This window comes from Streptomyces poonensis, from assembly GCF_014650915.1.
Classification (GTDB): Bacteria; Actinomycetota; Actinomycetes; order Streptomycetales; family Streptomycetaceae; genus Streptomyces; species Streptomyces poonensis.
Genome location: NZ_BMVW01000008.1, coordinates 69087 through 82505, shown reverse-complemented (window position 1 = coordinate 82505; position 13419 = coordinate 69087). Strand labels below are relative to the sequence as shown.

Annotated in this window: 12 protein-coding genes; 6 read left to right on the top strand and 6 right to left on the bottom strand. The window is 73.1% G+C overall.

Annotation, left to right across the window (positions count from 1 at the left end):
- The first annotated feature begins 273 nt into the window (after positions 1-273).
- Positions 274-669: a chaplin gene (locus tag IE242_RS20695; protein ID WP_189861428.1), complete on the top strand. Its 396-nt coding sequence runs from the start codon at positions 274-276 to the stop codon at positions 667-669.
- 194 nt (positions 670-863) lie between these two features.
- On the opposite strand, the gene IE242_RS20690 is transcribed toward IE242_RS20695, so the two are convergent.
- From IE242_RS20690 to IE242_RS20665, 6 genes are all read right to left on the bottom strand, one after another.
- Positions 864-1730: a tyrosinase family protein gene (locus IE242_RS20690; RefSeq protein WP_189861426.1), complete on the bottom strand. Its 867-nt coding sequence runs from the start codon at positions 1728-1730 to the stop codon at positions 864-866.
- A complete protein-coding gene (locus IE242_RS20685) occupies positions 1714-2304 on the bottom strand; it encodes a tyrosinase family oxidase copper chaperone (RefSeq protein ID WP_229859194.1) in 591 nt (196 codons plus the stop codon). The genes IE242_RS20690 and IE242_RS20685 overlap by 17 nt, the downstream gene beginning before the upstream one ends.
- A gap of 133 nt (positions 2305-2437) precedes the next feature.
- Positions 2438-2932 carry a DUF5949 family protein gene (locus tag IE242_RS20680; protein ID WP_189861424.1) on the bottom strand — a complete coding sequence of 165 codons (495 nt, stop codon included), beginning with the start codon at positions 2930-2932 and terminating at the stop codon, positions 2438-2440.
- A gap of 376 nt (positions 2933-3308) precedes the next feature.
- Positions 3309-3599, bottom strand: coding sequence for a hypothetical protein (locus IE242_RS20675; protein ID WP_189861422.1), 291 nt, complete (start codon positions 3597-3599; stop codon positions 3309-3311).
- 243 nt (positions 3600-3842) lie between these two features.
- On the bottom strand, positions 3843-4709 hold the full coding sequence (locus tag IE242_RS37830; protein WP_229859243.1) for a hypothetical protein: 867 nt from the start codon (positions 4707-4709) through the stop codon (positions 3843-3845).
- Positions 4710-4968: 259 nt separating this feature from the next.
- Complete coding sequence (locus IE242_RS20665) at positions 4969-5208, bottom strand: chaplin (RefSeq protein ID WP_189861421.1); 240 nt, start codon at positions 5206-5208, stop codon at positions 4969-4971.
- A gap of 733 nt (positions 5209-5941) precedes the next feature.
- On the opposite strand from IE242_RS20665, the gene IE242_RS20660 reads away from it, so the two are divergent.
- The 5 genes from IE242_RS20660 (at position 5942) to IE242_RS20635 (ending at position 13395) form a co-directional block, all read left to right on the top strand.
- Positions 5942-7363: a glycosyltransferase gene (locus IE242_RS20660; protein ID WP_189861419.1), complete on the top strand. Its 1422-nt coding sequence runs from the start codon at positions 5942-5944 to the stop codon at positions 7361-7363.
- Complete coding sequence (locus IE242_RS37825) at positions 7360-9135, top strand: sugar transferase (protein ID WP_229859192.1); 1776 nt, start codon at positions 7360-7362, stop codon at positions 9133-9135. The genes IE242_RS20660 and IE242_RS37825 overlap by 4 nt, the downstream gene beginning before the upstream one ends.
- Before the next feature lie 168 nt (positions 9136-9303).
- Positions 9304-10635, top strand: a complete 1332-nt coding sequence (locus IE242_RS20645; protein ID WP_189861804.1) for an O-antigen ligase family protein — start codon at positions 9304-9306, stop codon at positions 10633-10635.
- Positions 10632-12641 carry a murein biosynthesis integral membrane protein MurJ gene (gene murJ, locus IE242_RS20640; RefSeq protein WP_229859186.1) on the top strand — a complete coding sequence of 670 codons (2010 nt, stop codon included), beginning with the start codon at positions 10632-10634 and terminating at the stop codon, positions 12639-12641. The genes IE242_RS20645 and murJ overlap by 4 nt, the downstream gene beginning before the upstream one ends.
- Positions 12642-12702: 61 nt before the next feature.
- Complete coding sequence (locus tag IE242_RS20635; protein ID WP_189861801.1) at positions 12703-13395, top strand: polysaccharide deacetylase family protein; 693 nt, start codon at positions 12703-12705, stop codon at positions 13393-13395.
- The last annotated feature ends 24 nt before the right edge of the window (positions 13396-13419 follow it).

Genomic DNA, 13419 nt, shown 5'->3' with positions numbered 1-13419 from the left:
CCCGCGCGCGGGCGCGGGGCAAGGTTGGCCGAAGGTGATCGTCGCACCCGCACATTCGCGCCGCCCCGCCCGTTCTCCGACCCGCCCCGCCGCGCTCCTCGTCCCACCATGGCCCGCCCTTCGTCCCGTCCCGGCCCATTCCCCGGCGCACGGGAAAAACCCTGTTCAAATGGGGTGATCCCTAACGAATGCCGTGACTCGCGGTGCGTGAGCGCGTTGAAGGAGAGTGCGGCCGCGTACGGGCGGCCGGCTCATCGAACGAAGGAGAACGCGATGTCTCGCATGGCGAAGGCTGCCGCCGTCGCGCTGGGCACGTCCGCCGTGATGCTCAGCGGGGCCGGCCTCGCGACGGCCGACTCGGGCACCCAGGGCTCGGCTCTCAACTCGCCCGGCATCATCTCGGGCAACGCAGCGCAGCTGCCTCTCGACGTGCCGATCAACCTCTGCGGCAACTCGATCAACATCATCGGCCTGCTGAACCCCGCGTTCGGCAACGTATGCGCCGATGTGGGCCGCAAGCACCACCACGGTCACCAGAACGGGCACAACAACGGCCACAACAACGGCCACAACAACGGGCCTCAGAACGGATCGCACAACGGGTCGCACCACGGGTCCCAGAACGGGTCCCACAACGGGTCCCACGGCTCCGGTGGCTACGGTCGCTGACATGCGAAGACGCCGACGGACGCGGTCGGCGGAGGAGAGCCCCGGTGGCGGGAGACCACCGGGGCTCTTCCGTGCGGTACGCACCGTCCTCGTATCCGTGCTGACAACCGCGTCTCGCCCGCGCCTGCACCCGCCCTTGCTTCCGCGTTTGCACCCGCCCCTGCTTCCGCGTTTGCACCCGCACCCGCGCCCGTTCACGCGTACCGGTAGATCTCCCCGACCTCCTCCATCCGGTCCGGAGTCGCCTCCCACGGCGGCAGGGGCTCGTGCCGCGCGACGACCCGGCCCCGCTGCGGGTCGTCCACATCGAGCGGCCGGGCCGGCAGGTACCGGGCCTCCGGGTGCCGCCGCCGCCAGCGCGTCCACTGGAGGTCCACGAAGGCGTGGTGCAGCCAGAAGACGGGATCGTTGACGGAGGCGGCGCCGACCATGTGGCCACCGACCCAGCGGTGCACCCGGTTGTGGATGCGCCAGGAGGCGCTGCCCCGCCCGGCCCCCCAGCCCTCCAGCTTGTTGCGGAAGCCCTTCCGGGAGGTCGAGTCCCAGGGCGCGGAGTCGTAGACGGGATCAGCCAGCGCCTCGTCGACTTCGCGGCGCGTGGGCAGGTCCACCGGTTGTCGGGTATGACCGAAGTCCCGGGTGAGGTACGCGACATCGGTGACCCCCACTGTGACCGTCCAGTCCCCGGTGGCGTAGGCGAACGGCCCGGTCATCACCCGGTGGTCCGTACGCCGCCCGTTGCCGCCGAGCAGATCCCCGGTCCAGGGCGCGGACGTCGTCGAACGATCGCGGGTCCAGTCCCAGTACGGAATCGTCACCGAGGGCTCCACGCGGCGCAGCGCCCGCTCGAACTCCAGCAGGTACGCGCGGTGCCAGGGCAGGAAGGAGGGCGCCATGTGGGCGGTGCGCAGTCCCCTCTCGCCGTCGGGCACGTAGTAGTCGATGTGCGTCCGTACGAACTCGTCGTACTCGCCCCGCCGTTTGAGCTCCAGCAGCGCGCCGACGAACCGGCGCCGCTCCGCGCGCGTCAGCGTGCTGACGTCCTTACGCACGTACGCCATGGCTGTTCTCCCTGTGCCTCTTCTCCCTCTGGTGGTTCTCCCTGTGGCCGTTCTCTCTCTCGTGGCTCTCCCTGTGGCCGTTCTTCCGGTGGCGTCCGCCCGGCACGGCGTCCGTGACCCGCAGACGCTGCGCGGGCCCCAGTTCGTCGACGGCGGCGCGCGTCGCCTCCAGGGCGGTGGGATACGACCGGTAATGGTCCACCATGCTCAGGTACGTGCCGTCCGCGCGCCGCATCAGATGCAGCGGGCGTCCGTCCACGGTGACCTGCCACCGCGCACCCATGGCCGTCGCGCGCTCCTCGGCGGCGATCCCGCCCCGGATCCGGCAGCCGCAGTACGTCTCGTCGAACGCCACGTCCACCTCGTCGAGAGCGATGCCGCCGGAGGGCGCGGTGTGGCCCGGGGGCAGCACCGTGCTGCCCGGATGGGCCGGGTGTCGGGAGTGCCGGTTCCGTGACGCGGTGACGACCGGGGCGAGTGCCAGGGCGGTCGCCACCGCGAACAGTCCCCGCATCACGTTCCGGCGCCGCACTCCGCTGACGAACAACACGCTCGCTCTTCTGACGAACAACACGCTCGCTCTCCTTACGAGCACGCTGACGACCGGCGTACGGGCCGTACTGGCCGTAGGGCCCGTGGAGGCCCTACGGGCCGCGTCGGCTCCGCGGCCCGTACCGGGTCGGCGTGTCGCTCCGCCGTGGCCACCGTCAGCTGCGGGGGCTACGGGCCGGCAAGAGGACGTGGGCGGCGCTGGACAGCGTCTCCGGGGCGCCCGCGAACGCGGCCAGCGCCTCGGGCTCGACGGACCTGCCGGGGGCCGCCTCGGGCCAGGGGCGGGTGGCGAAGACGAGATGGGCGTACCCGCGTTCGGTGACGGCGGCGAGCCACTCGTCCGGCGCGGGGCACCGGGCGGCGAAATGCGGCATGGCCACGACGGCCTGCCCGGCCTCGAGGACGAGGGTCACCGGCAGGTGGGGCAGGCCTGCGGCGTCGGTCTCCTCTCCGAGGGGAAGGCCGATATCGCGCAACAGCTGTCCTACGGCGGCCGAGGAGGCCTCCGGGCCGTTCTCGCCGTCCCCCAGGGGATAGGCGAGGAGATAGGGCATGTCACCGTCGGCAGTTCCGCCGCTCCAGGCCATGACGACGAGCGTGCCCAGGTCACCGGGACGGAAAGGGCGTGCTTCAGTGGGAGTTGAGGTCACCGCGGCACCCTAACCGCGCTCCCGGCCCGGTCATGCACCTTTCTCACCCGACTGGGCGATACGCCTCGATCGACCACACGAACGAGGGATGCGCGTCATCCGCACGCCGGAGTGTCGTCGAACGGCATACGGCGGACAATCCGCATCGCACAGTACGAACGGCCTGCTGCACTCCATATGTAATGCCGATATGCATTCCGATCGCGGATACCGAGTGCGAATATCGGATGCGGACCGGATGCGGACCGGATGCGGACCGGATGCGGACCGGATGCGGACCGGATGCAAACCGGATGCGGACCGGATGCGGACACCGATATGGAATGCCGATGCGGACTTGGTTCCAGCGCGGGGCCGGTGCAGGACCGGGAAGCGCTCACCGCCCGAGAGGCAGACCGCCCAGGAGCCGTAGCGGACTGCCGGCCGCATTGAGGGCCGTGGTGGCGCTCTTCACGCTGCTGAGCAGCGAGTCCTTGTTCTCGGTGTCGAGCATGTTCGACTGCTGCTTCAGCGGGGAGATGTCGATGGGCTCGCTCATGAGCTGGTTCCAGGCGCCGTTCAGACTCATGGGCGCCACCTCCGAGGGGTCGAACGCAGAGGCCGGTGTGGCGGCACCAGCCAGGACGACGGACCCGGTAACGACAGCGGCGGCCTTCAGCGACTTCATGGTGTTCCTTTCTTCGGCGACTTGCACCGCCGGGGAATTCTCACCGCCCGGGCAGGGAAAGACCCGGGCTCTCACTGCGCCCTGCCCAACGAGTCCCGGACGCCCCGGAAACCCCGTGTTCCGGAAATTCCTGGTCTCCTCGCAAGGAGACCGTCGTACTGGCCGGACAGAGGCCGGCACGACTGATTTCCCTGTGAAACGGCTTATACGAGGAGGTGATGAGCCGTTGCTCCCGGCGGGGGCTCAGAAGGGGAGCAGCGGAGCGGTGGGCGATTTCTGCGGCAGGATCGAGGCCGTGTCCGCCGGTGGTGCCTGCTCGGGTCTGCCGGCCGCGTCCGCAGCCGGCACTCCATTGCCGAGCAGGGCGGCCGCGACCACGTTGGCCAGGCCGGTCAGCACGCTGTCGGCGGCGGGCTCCACGTCGGCGGACTCACCGGAGGAGCCGGCGGCCAGCAGGGCGTCGACCGCCGCCTCGAGAGCGGTGATCGCATCACTCTTGGCCGCGGCAGGGTCGTCGACCCGCGACGCGTCCGCAGGGGTGTGGGGCGCGGCGGGAGACGAGGGCTCCGCGGGGTACGGCGGCTCGGCGGGGTACGGCGGCTCGGCGGGGAGTGACGGGCTCGCGGGCGCGGTGGGCCATTGCGGCAGCGCGGGGGAGACAGGACTCGCCGGACTCGTCGGCGCCGCGGGGCTCTGCGGCGCTACAGGGCTTTCCGGCGCCACGGGACTCTGGGGCACCGCGGGACTCTGCGGCTCCACGGGACTCTGCGGGAGCGTCGGCGCGACGAGAGCCAGCGAGTTCAACTTGGTGACCACCTGCTGGACGGCATCCCGGTACGCCGCCACTTGGCCGTCGGAGAACCTCTCGTCGTCGTCGGCTTCGAGTGCCGACTCGAGCAGGTCGGTCAGCGGCTCGAGCGCATCGTCGAGCCCGCTCAGCGCTCTCGTCCGCGCCAGGAGCGTTTCCGCGTCGGGGGCCGGTGCCGCCGTCTGGACGCGGTCGCGCGCCGGGTCGCTGCCGGCCGCAGACGCGCCGGGGGCGGCGATCCCTAGCAGGACCGTGGCGCAGAACGCGGACGACGCGAGATGTCGGACGGGCGGGAGACTCATGGGGGCTGTTCCCTTCGGTCGGTGCGACAGATCGTGTGATCACCGTGAAATCGGTCATCGCCGCCTGCAACCGATCGCCCGTGCCGCGCGGCGGCCCGTCGCTCGTGTCGTCCACGTCCTCGCTGGTGAGGCCCCATGCACGAGCCTGCCGCCCGCCAGCCCCCATTCGGGGCATCCCCGACCGGTCACCGCACAACGCGGTCCGGCCGTCCTCCCCGTACAGGGAGGACGGCCGGCCGTCGGGCGGTACGTCGTGATGTCAGTCGTTGACGCACTGATTGCCGAACGCAGGGTTCAGCAGACCGATGATGTCGATGGAGTTCCCGCAGAGGTTGACCGGAAGGTGGATCGGAATCTGGGCAGTGTTGCCCGAGATGACACCCGGGGAGTTGGAGGCGGCCCCCTGCGCGCCACTGTCGGCGACGGCGGCGCCGGCGGTGCCCGCCACGGCGGCGGCGGCAACGGAGGTCAGGGCCAGGCCCTTCGCGATACGCGACATGGAGAAGTGCTCCTTGGTGTTGACGCAGAACATCCGGGCAGTGCGCCCGACGCTGGCATCAACGCCCGGACGCGCGCGGGGTTGCGCGTCCGAAGGAGTGATCCACGCAAACGCCCATCTTGCCCATGGCGACACATTTTTCCTGTTTCACCGATAAGCGCGGATAGGGGGACAGCGGGATACGGTTGTGGTCCCTCCCGGGTCGCCGTCCGCCGTCCGCCGCACGCCGTCCGCCGCTCGCCTCCCGACACCCCGCCGCTCGCCTCCCGGCACCCGGCACCCGGCACCCGGCACCCGGCATCCGGGGTGACGCGGCGTCCCCGAGGCGGTCCCGCGCGTCACCTACGCGACAACCGAAAGAGCACTGCCGGTCATGCGTCACTCCCCGGACCGTCCGTCGCGCCGTCCTCCGCGCCGTCCGCCGCGCCGTGCGGCGCTGGACCTCCGCCGTGCCCTCTCCGCGTCCGCCCACCGGGTTCCAGGGATGCCCCTGACGGCCCCTGTGCCGCGTGGCCACCGGCGCTCATCACGTGTGCACGCCGGTGCGTGCTCCCGCGCTCGGACGTGGCCTCGCTGCCGCCGGTCCGGGCAATGGGCTCCGTCCCCGTGGTGACCAGTTGGTCTCCTCGCTCGTTTCGCAGCGCGGCGCCGCCCGGGCAGGGGCGCGCTTCGTCGTCGTCAACGCCCAGCAGTGACGCGCGCCCCCAGCGCCGTCCGCGAGCAAGGAACCCGCATGTGCCCGTCACCGCCCGACTCCTCGTTGCCCTCGTGGTCCCCCTTGCCCTCCCTGCCCCCGCTGCGGGTGCTGCACATCGCCCAGCCGGTCGGCGGCGGAGTGGCCCAGGTGGTCACGGACCTGGTACGGGCCCAGCTCGCCGACGGTCTGCGTGTCTCGGTAGCCTGCCCCGGCGGCTACGGCACTCCCGCCCGCGCGCTCCGGGCGCTCGGGGAGCTTCAGGCGCTCGGGGCGCTCCGGGCGCTCGGGGCCGACGTACGGCATTGGGATGCGACGCGTTCGCCCGGGCCGTCGCTGCTCGGGGAGGTGCGCCGGATCGCCCGGATCGTCGACGCGGTACGGCCCGATCTGGTGCACGCGCACAGCGCCAAGGCCGGGCTGGCCGGGCGGATCGCCGTACGCGGGCGGATCCCGACCGTGTTCCAGCCGCACGCCTGGTCCTTCGAGGCGGCCGGCGGGGTCACCGCAGCGCTCGCCCGGACGTGGGAGCGATGGGCGGTGCGGTGGGCCGACCGGGTCGTGTGCGTGAGCGAGGCCGAGCGGCTGACCGGGGTGCGGGCCGGGCTTCGGGCGCACTGGCGGGTGATTCCGAACGGAGTCGATACGGAGCGCTTCCGCCCCATGGCGGCGGCGAAGGCCCTACGAGCCGCGGTGACCACGAAGGCCGCAGAGACCGCAGAAACCGCGGAGACCGCAGAGACCTCGGAGATCGCAGAGATCGCAGAGGTCGCGAGGGTCGTGGAGGCTACAGAAGCCGCAGAGAGCGTACGGGCCCGGATTCCGCTGCTCGACGGGGTGCCAGCGCGGGCTCCGCTCGTGGTGTGCGTCGGGCGGCTGTGCCGGCAGAAGGGGCAGGATGTGCTGCTGGCGGCGTGGAGTTCGGTGGTGCTGCGGGTGCCGGAGGCGCGTCTCGTGCTCGTCGGTGACGGGCCGGACGCCGCGCGACTGCGCAAGCTCGCCGGCGCCGGTGGGGGCGTGCTGTTCGCGGGGGCGGCCGCCGACGCCGTGCCCTGGTACCGGGCCGCCGATCTCGTCGTCCTGCCGTCCCGCTGGGAGGGCATGGCGCTGGCACCGCTGGAGGCCATGGCGTGCGGACGGCCCGTCGTGCTCACGGATGTGGACGGCGCCCGCGAGAGCCTGCCGCCGGGCCGGAAACCGGTGCCTGTCGGCGACCCGGCCGCACTGGCCCGTGCGATCGTCCGGCTCCTCCTCGATCCGTCGCTGCGCGCCCTGCTCGGCCGCCAGGCGCGCCGCCACGTGCTGACCGCGCACGACGTACGGCACACGGCCGAGGCCGTCACGGGCGTGTACCGCGAGCTGCTGGGCACCGCAGAGGCCCACCGCGAACTGCCCGGCGGCGAAGCCATCGGATGCGGGGCCGAGCACAGGACCGAGTGCAGGGAGTCCACCCACACGTGACTGCGGAAAGCGCGGAAAGCACCGTCCCCTCCCCGGCCGGACCGGCCGACCCAGCAGAACCGGCCGAACCGGCCGAACCGGCCGAACCGGCCGAACCGGCCGAAGGAGCACGGGCCTACGGTGTCCCTTTCGTTTCCTCGCCCGGCTCCCCGTTCGGCTCCGTCCTCCTTCCACTCCGCGCCACCCCCGGTCCCGGCCCCGGGTTCTCGATCGGTGAGCGGTCCGTCGTACGAGTGCGGCTCTCGGTGCTGCCGCTGCTCGCCATGGACGCGGGGGCCGCGCTGCTCGCGGCCCTGGTGGTGGCGGGGAGCCGGGCGCCGGGGCAGCCGCTGCCGGCCGCCGGACTGCTGCTCACGGTCGTCTGCCTGAACGCGCGGGCCGGTCTGTACCGGCCGCCTGCCGTGCCCGCGGCGCTGGCCGAACTGCCCGCGCTGTGCGGCCGGGTCTCGGTGGGCTGGTGCGCGCTGGCGGCGGCCGTGGCCGCGTACGGTCCCGGCCACGCGCTGTCCGTACGGGCCCTGGTCCTCGGCTGCTTCCTGCAGACGGTGGCGAGCTGCACGGGCCGTGCCGCCGTGCACGGGTGGCGACGCCGGGTCCTCGTCCGCAGGCCCGGAGCGGCCCTGGTGGCCGGGCCCGCGGAGACGGCGCAGTGCGTGGCTGCCGCGTTTCTGCGGCAGCCGGGGTGCGGGCTGCGGCCCGTGGGCGTCGTCGCGGAGCGCCCCATCGGGGCTCCTGGAGTTCCCGGGGGCCCCGGGGGGCCCGGGGGGCCCGGGGGGCCCGGGGGGCCCGGGGGGCCCGGGGGGCCCGGGGGGCCCGGGGGGCCCGGGGGGCCCGGGGGGCCCGGGGGCCCCGGGACTCCCGAAGGCCTGGCGGTCTCTACGGACACGGACGCCAGGGGCTTCTACGAACCCAGGGACGGCCTTCTGCCGGTGCTGACCACCGGCGAGGAGGTGCGGCGGGCCGTCGTCCAGAACGGGGTACGGGCCGTCCTCGTCCTGGACGTGCGGCCCGAACGCGCGCCCCTGCTGCGGGCGCTGGCCGACTCGGGGTGCGTGCTGTGGCACGTGGATGCGGACTCGTCCGCGTACGACCGCGGGGGCGAGCGGCACGAGCGGCTTGAGCGGCTTGAACGGCTTGAGCGGCAGGAGCGGATCGCCGGGTTCGCGTGCCGGCGGCTGGGGACGGCGGAGCACCGTCACACGTGCGGCAAGCGACTGCTCGACGTGTCCCTGGCGGGGACGCTGCTCCTTCTCACCGGCCCGCTGCTGCTGGCCACCGCGGCGGCCCTGCGGTGGAGCGACGGGCCCGGCGTGGTGTTCCGCCAGGAGCGGATCGGCAAGGACGGGCTGCCGTTCACCCTGCTGAAGTTCCGCACCCACCGCCCGGCCGACGCCCACGAGGCGGCGACCCGCTGGAGCGTGGCGGACGCGCGGGAGATGAACCGGTTCTGCCGCTTTCTGCGCCGGACCTCGCTGGACGAGCTGCCCCAGCTGTGGAACGTCCTGCGCGGTGACATGAGCCTGGTCGGGCCGCGCCCCGAACGGCCGTACTTCGTCCGCAGGTTCCGTCACACGTACCCGGACTACGCGGCCCGGCACCGCGTGCGGACCGGTGTCACCGGCCTCGCCCAGGTCAACGGGCTGCGCGGCGACACCTCGATCGAGGACCGTGTCCGCTTCGACAACGCCTACATCGACGACTGGTCGCTGTGGCAGGACGTCTGCATCCTGCTGCGTACGGTGGCCGCGCTCGTCCGGCCGACGGGGAGCTGACCCGTGTCCCTCTCCGGCACTTCCGGCTCCCCGAGCGCAGGGGAACGCCCCTGCCGCGCCGTCCGGCCCGCTTCGCCCGTGCGATCCGTCCTGCCGGACGTGGCGGTCGTGCCAGTCGTGGCGGTCGTGCCGGTCGTGGCGGTCGTGCCGGTCGTGGCGGTCGTCGTCATGGTCGCGCTGCCCCTCGCCCCCGGCGGCGGAGGCGTGGGGGGAGCTGGAGTCGACGGCGGTGGGGGCGGGGGCGGGGCGACCGCAGCCGACGCCGTCTCCGGGCTTCTGGTGGTGTGGTGCGCGATCCGTCTCGTACGCGGGCGGCGGCGCCCGCTGTCCCGTACGGCCGCCGTGCTGCTCGGGCTGCCCGTGACGGGACTCGCGCTCGCCGCGGCGGGAGCGGTGTCGCCGGGGGCCGGGCTCACCGGGTTCGCCCGGTACCTGCAGGTGTTCGTGCTGGTGCCGGCGGCCGTGCTGCTGAGCGTGCCGGGCCGGGCCGGGTTCCGGGTGGTGGCCTGGTCGTTCGTGGGGTCGGCGCTGTTCCAGGGGGCCGTCGGGGTGCACCAGTACGCCACCGGGACCGGGGCCTCGTACGCGGGCGAGGAGGTCCGCGCGGTGGGGACCTTCGGGCCGGCGGACGTCATGGGGATGGCGACGGTCGTGTCGTTCGGGCTGGTGTGCGCGGTGGGGCTGGCCCTCGGGCCGGGCCGCCGGGCCGGGCAGCGCGCGGCGGCCGCGGGGTGCGCGGTGATGCTGCTGGTGCCTCTCGCGGTGTCGTTCAGCCGGGGGGCGTGGATCGCCACGGTGGTGGCGTGCGGACTTCAGCTGGTGCTGACGGGGCCCCGGCGGGCCGTCAGGGTGTGCGCGGCGCTGACCGCCGTGGGCGTGGTCCTCGTGGGCGGACCGGGGATCGGCACCGCGCCGTTGCGGGAGCGGCTCGGCAGCATCACACGGGTCACCGACGCCCCCGACCAGTCGGTCACCGACCGGTACACGATGTGGGCCGCGGCCGTCGGCATGTGGCGAGAGCGACCGCTGACCGGCGTGGGCCTGAAGGGTTTCCCCGAGTACCGCGACACGCACGCCTCCCTGGCCCTGTCGTCCGGCAGCGACATCGCGGGGGCCGGGACCGCCTTCCAGAAGCAGCCGCTGCTGTCCCCGCACAACATGTACCTGCTGGTGCTGAGCGAGCAGGGGCTCGTCGGTCTGTCGGCCCTGGCGGGGAGCTGGCTCGCCCTGCTGGTGTGCGCGCTGCGGACAGGCTTCGGGGCCAGGTCGGACTCCGGGTCGAAGTCCGGCTCCGGGGCGAGATCCGGCTCCGGGACCGGCCGTCCGGACTGCGCGCTCGTCGCCTGCGGGCTGCTCGTCTGGATCCTGGTCGACTTCGTGTACGCCGACATCGGCGGGCCCACGACCGTGCTGACGGCCGTGGCCCTCGGGCTCGCGGCGTGGTGGGCGCTGCCGGATCGGACGTCCGCCGCCGTATCGGGCGGGGCGGGGACGCGATGACCGTGGCACCGCCGCCGACGAACGGCCCGGACAGCCAGAGCAGTTCAAGCCGTGCGAGCGGCTCGAGCAGTACGAGCGCTTCGAGCAGTACGAGCAGTACGAGCGGCTCGAGCAGTTTGAGCAGTGCGAGCGGTTCGAAGAGCCCGCATGTGGTGAGCGGCGCGAAGGGCGCGGTACACGCCGTCAGGTCCGGCCCGCGCTACGTTCCGTGCCCCGCCTCCGAACCCGCACCTTCGCGCATCGCGGCGCCGACCGGACGGTTCCTCGCCCGCGCCACACTCGTCACAGCCGCGTTCACCGCCGCCGGGGCGTTGCTGGGCCTGGGCCGCGACCAGGTGCTGTCGTACCTGTTCGGCGCCGGTGCCGAGACGGACGCCTTCCTGGTGGCCTGGACGGTGCCGGAGTTCGCGGCGACGCTGCTGATCGAGGACGGGCTGGCGTACGTGCTCGTACCCATGTTCAGCGTGGCCGTGGCCCGTCGCGCGCGGGGCGCCCACCGGGATCCGGTGCGCTCGTTGGTCGCCACGACGCTGCCCCGGCTGGCGCCGGCGTTCATGGCGGTGGCCGCGCTGCTGGTCGTCGGGGCGCCCGGGCTCGTGGCGGTGCTCGCCCCCGGGCTGCCGAATCCCGGACCGGCCGTGGCCTGCACCCGACTCACGGCCACGTGTGTCCTCACCTTCGGGCTCGCCGGGTACTGCAGCGCGGCCCTGCGCGCACACCGCCGGTTCACCGCGCCCGCGGCGATCTACGTGGCGTACAACGCCGGGATCATCACGGCGATGTTCCTGTTCGGCGGGCGCTGGGGGGTGCGCTCGGCGGCGATCGGGGTGGCGGTGGGCGGCGGGCTCATGGTGCTCGCCCAGCTACCGTTCCTCGCGCGTGAGCTGTATGGAGCACAAACCGTCCGCGCCCTCGAGACACTCCGCAAGCCCGAACCCGAGCCCGAGGCCAAACCCGGGGCCGAACCCGAATCCAGACCCAAGGCAAATCCCAAGGCCGATCCCAAGGCCGAGTCCGAGCCCGAGGCCGAATCCAGACCCAAGGCCGAGCCCGAGGCCGAGGCCGAGTCCGAGCCCGAGCACCCGATGGACCTCCTCCTCGTCACCAGCGTCCTGCTCTTCGCGCTGTGCCGTCAGTCCCAGATCCTCGTCGAACGCTTCCTCGGCTCGACGCTGCCCGCCGGGGCCATCTCGCACCTCAACTACGCGCAGAAGATCGCCCAGATCCCGATGACCCTCTCGCTGATGCTGTGCACCGTCACCTTCCCGATCGTGGCCCAGGCACTCGCCGAGGGGGACACCGAGCGGGCCCGCCGCCGGGTGGAGAAGGATCTCGCGCTGGTCTCCTGCCTGGTGCTGTCCGGCGCGGCGGTGATCGTCGCCTGTGCTCCGCAGATCGTGGAACTCCTCCTCCAGCGCGGCGCGTTCACCGAGCGGGACACCGCGGCCACCGCCGCCGTGATGCGCGTCTACGCCCTCGGGCTGCTCGGTCACGCACTGGTGAGCGCCCTCGTCCGCTCGTACTTCTGCTCCCGGCGTCCCACCTGGTACCCACTCGCCTCGATGGTCGCCGGGCTCGTCACCACCGCCTCGATCGGCGCGCTCACCGTCGGCGCCTGGGGCGTGCTCGGGATCGCCGCCGCCAACGCCGTCGGCATCACCCTGACGGCCCTGCTCCTGCTGTACGGCATCGGCGGGCGCGGAGTGCCGATCCGCACCCGGCAGGTGGTGGACGGGATGGGCGGGCCGGTGCGGGCGGCCGTCGTCGCGAGCGGGCTGGGGCTGTTCTGCGCGGGCCACGTGGACTCGCCCGCGCTGGGGCTCGCCGTGGGCTGCGCCGTGGTGACCGCCGTATTCGTCCCGTCGGCCCGGGCGCTGAGGACCTCCGGCGCACGTGAAGACAACGAAGACCGCGAAGACCGCAGCAGCCGCAAAAACGCAAGGACCACAAGAGCCACAACAAGCACCAAACTCACACGAAGGCTTCCCCATGCCGGTAACCGCTGATCCCGCCGCCCCGACGACCACCCGCTCCAGACCCGCGACGGCCGCACCGCCATGGGTGGCGATGTACCACTCCGTGGGCGACTGCTCCGACGACCCGTACCGCATCACGGTCTCGCCCCGCCGTCTCGACCGGCAGCTCGGCTGGCTGCGCCGCCGGGGCCTGCGCGGAGTGAGCATGGCCGACCTGCTCGCCGCCCGCTCCCGAGGCGAGGGCCGAGGCCTCGTGGGGCTCACCTTCGACGACGGGTACGCCGATTTCGTCGACCACGCGCTGCCCGTACTGCGCCGCCACGGCTGCGGTGCCACCCTGTTCGTCCTGCCCGGACGACTGGACGGCGTCAACGCCTGGGACCCGATCGGCCCGCGCAAGCAGCTGCTCGGCAAGCGGGGCATCCGGGTGGCCGCCGCCACCGAGGGCATCGAGATCGGCTCGCACGGGCTGACCCACGTGGACCTGACGAAGGCGGACGACAGGACGTTGCGCGCCGAGGTCGCCGGGAGCAGGGCCGTCCTGTCGGAGCTGGTCGGCGCCCCCGTACAGGGCTTCTGCTATCCGTACGGGACCGTCGACCAGCGGGCCGTCCGCACCGTACGGGACGCAGGGTACGCGTACGCCTGCGCCGTCGACCTCGGCCCCCTCAGCGGCCCGTACGCGCTGCCCCGCGTGCACGTCGGCGAGCGGGACACCTCCTGGCGGCTGCACCTCAAGCACCGGCTGCACCGGCTGCGGCGCCGCCCGGTCGAGGGGGTGTGAGGTGAGAACCCCGACACCCCCGAC

Bases quoted from the DNA above. Each gene is read 5' to 3' on its own strand.
- IE242_RS37830 (WP_229859243.1), bottom strand. From the start codon at position 4,709: ATGAGTCTCCCGCCCGTCCGACATCTCGCGTCGTCCGCGTTCTGCGCC.
- IE242_RS20645 (WP_189861804.1), top strand. From the start codon at position 9,304: ATGGTCGCGCTGCCCCTCGCCCCCGGCGGCGGAGGCGTGGGGGGAGCT.
- IE242_RS20635 (WP_189861801.1), top strand. From the start codon at position 12,703: ATGTACCACTCCGTGGGCGACTGCTCCGACGACCCGTACCGCATCACG.
- IE242_RS20695 (WP_189861428.1), top strand. From the start codon at position 274: ATGTCTCGCATGGCGAAGGCTGCCGCCGTCGCGCTGGGCACGTCCGCC.
- IE242_RS20665 (WP_189861421.1), bottom strand. From the start codon at position 5,208: ATGTCGCGTATCGCGAAGGGCCTGGCCCTGACCTCCGTTGCCGCCGCC.
- IE242_RS20660 (WP_189861419.1), top strand. From the start codon at position 5,942: ATGTGCCCGTCACCGCCCGACTCCTCGTTGCCCTCGTGGTCCCCCTTG.
- IE242_RS20690 (WP_189861426.1), bottom strand. From the start codon at position 1,730: ATGGCGTACGTGCGTAAGGACGTCAGCACGCTGACGCGCGCGGAGCGG.
- murJ (WP_229859186.1), top strand. From the start codon at position 10,632: ATGACCGTGGCACCGCCGCCGACGAACGGCCCGGACAGCCAGAGCAGT.
- IE242_RS20675 (WP_189861422.1), bottom strand. From the start codon at position 3,599: ATGAAGTCGCTGAAGGCCGCCGCTGTCGTTACCGGGTCCGTCGTCCTG.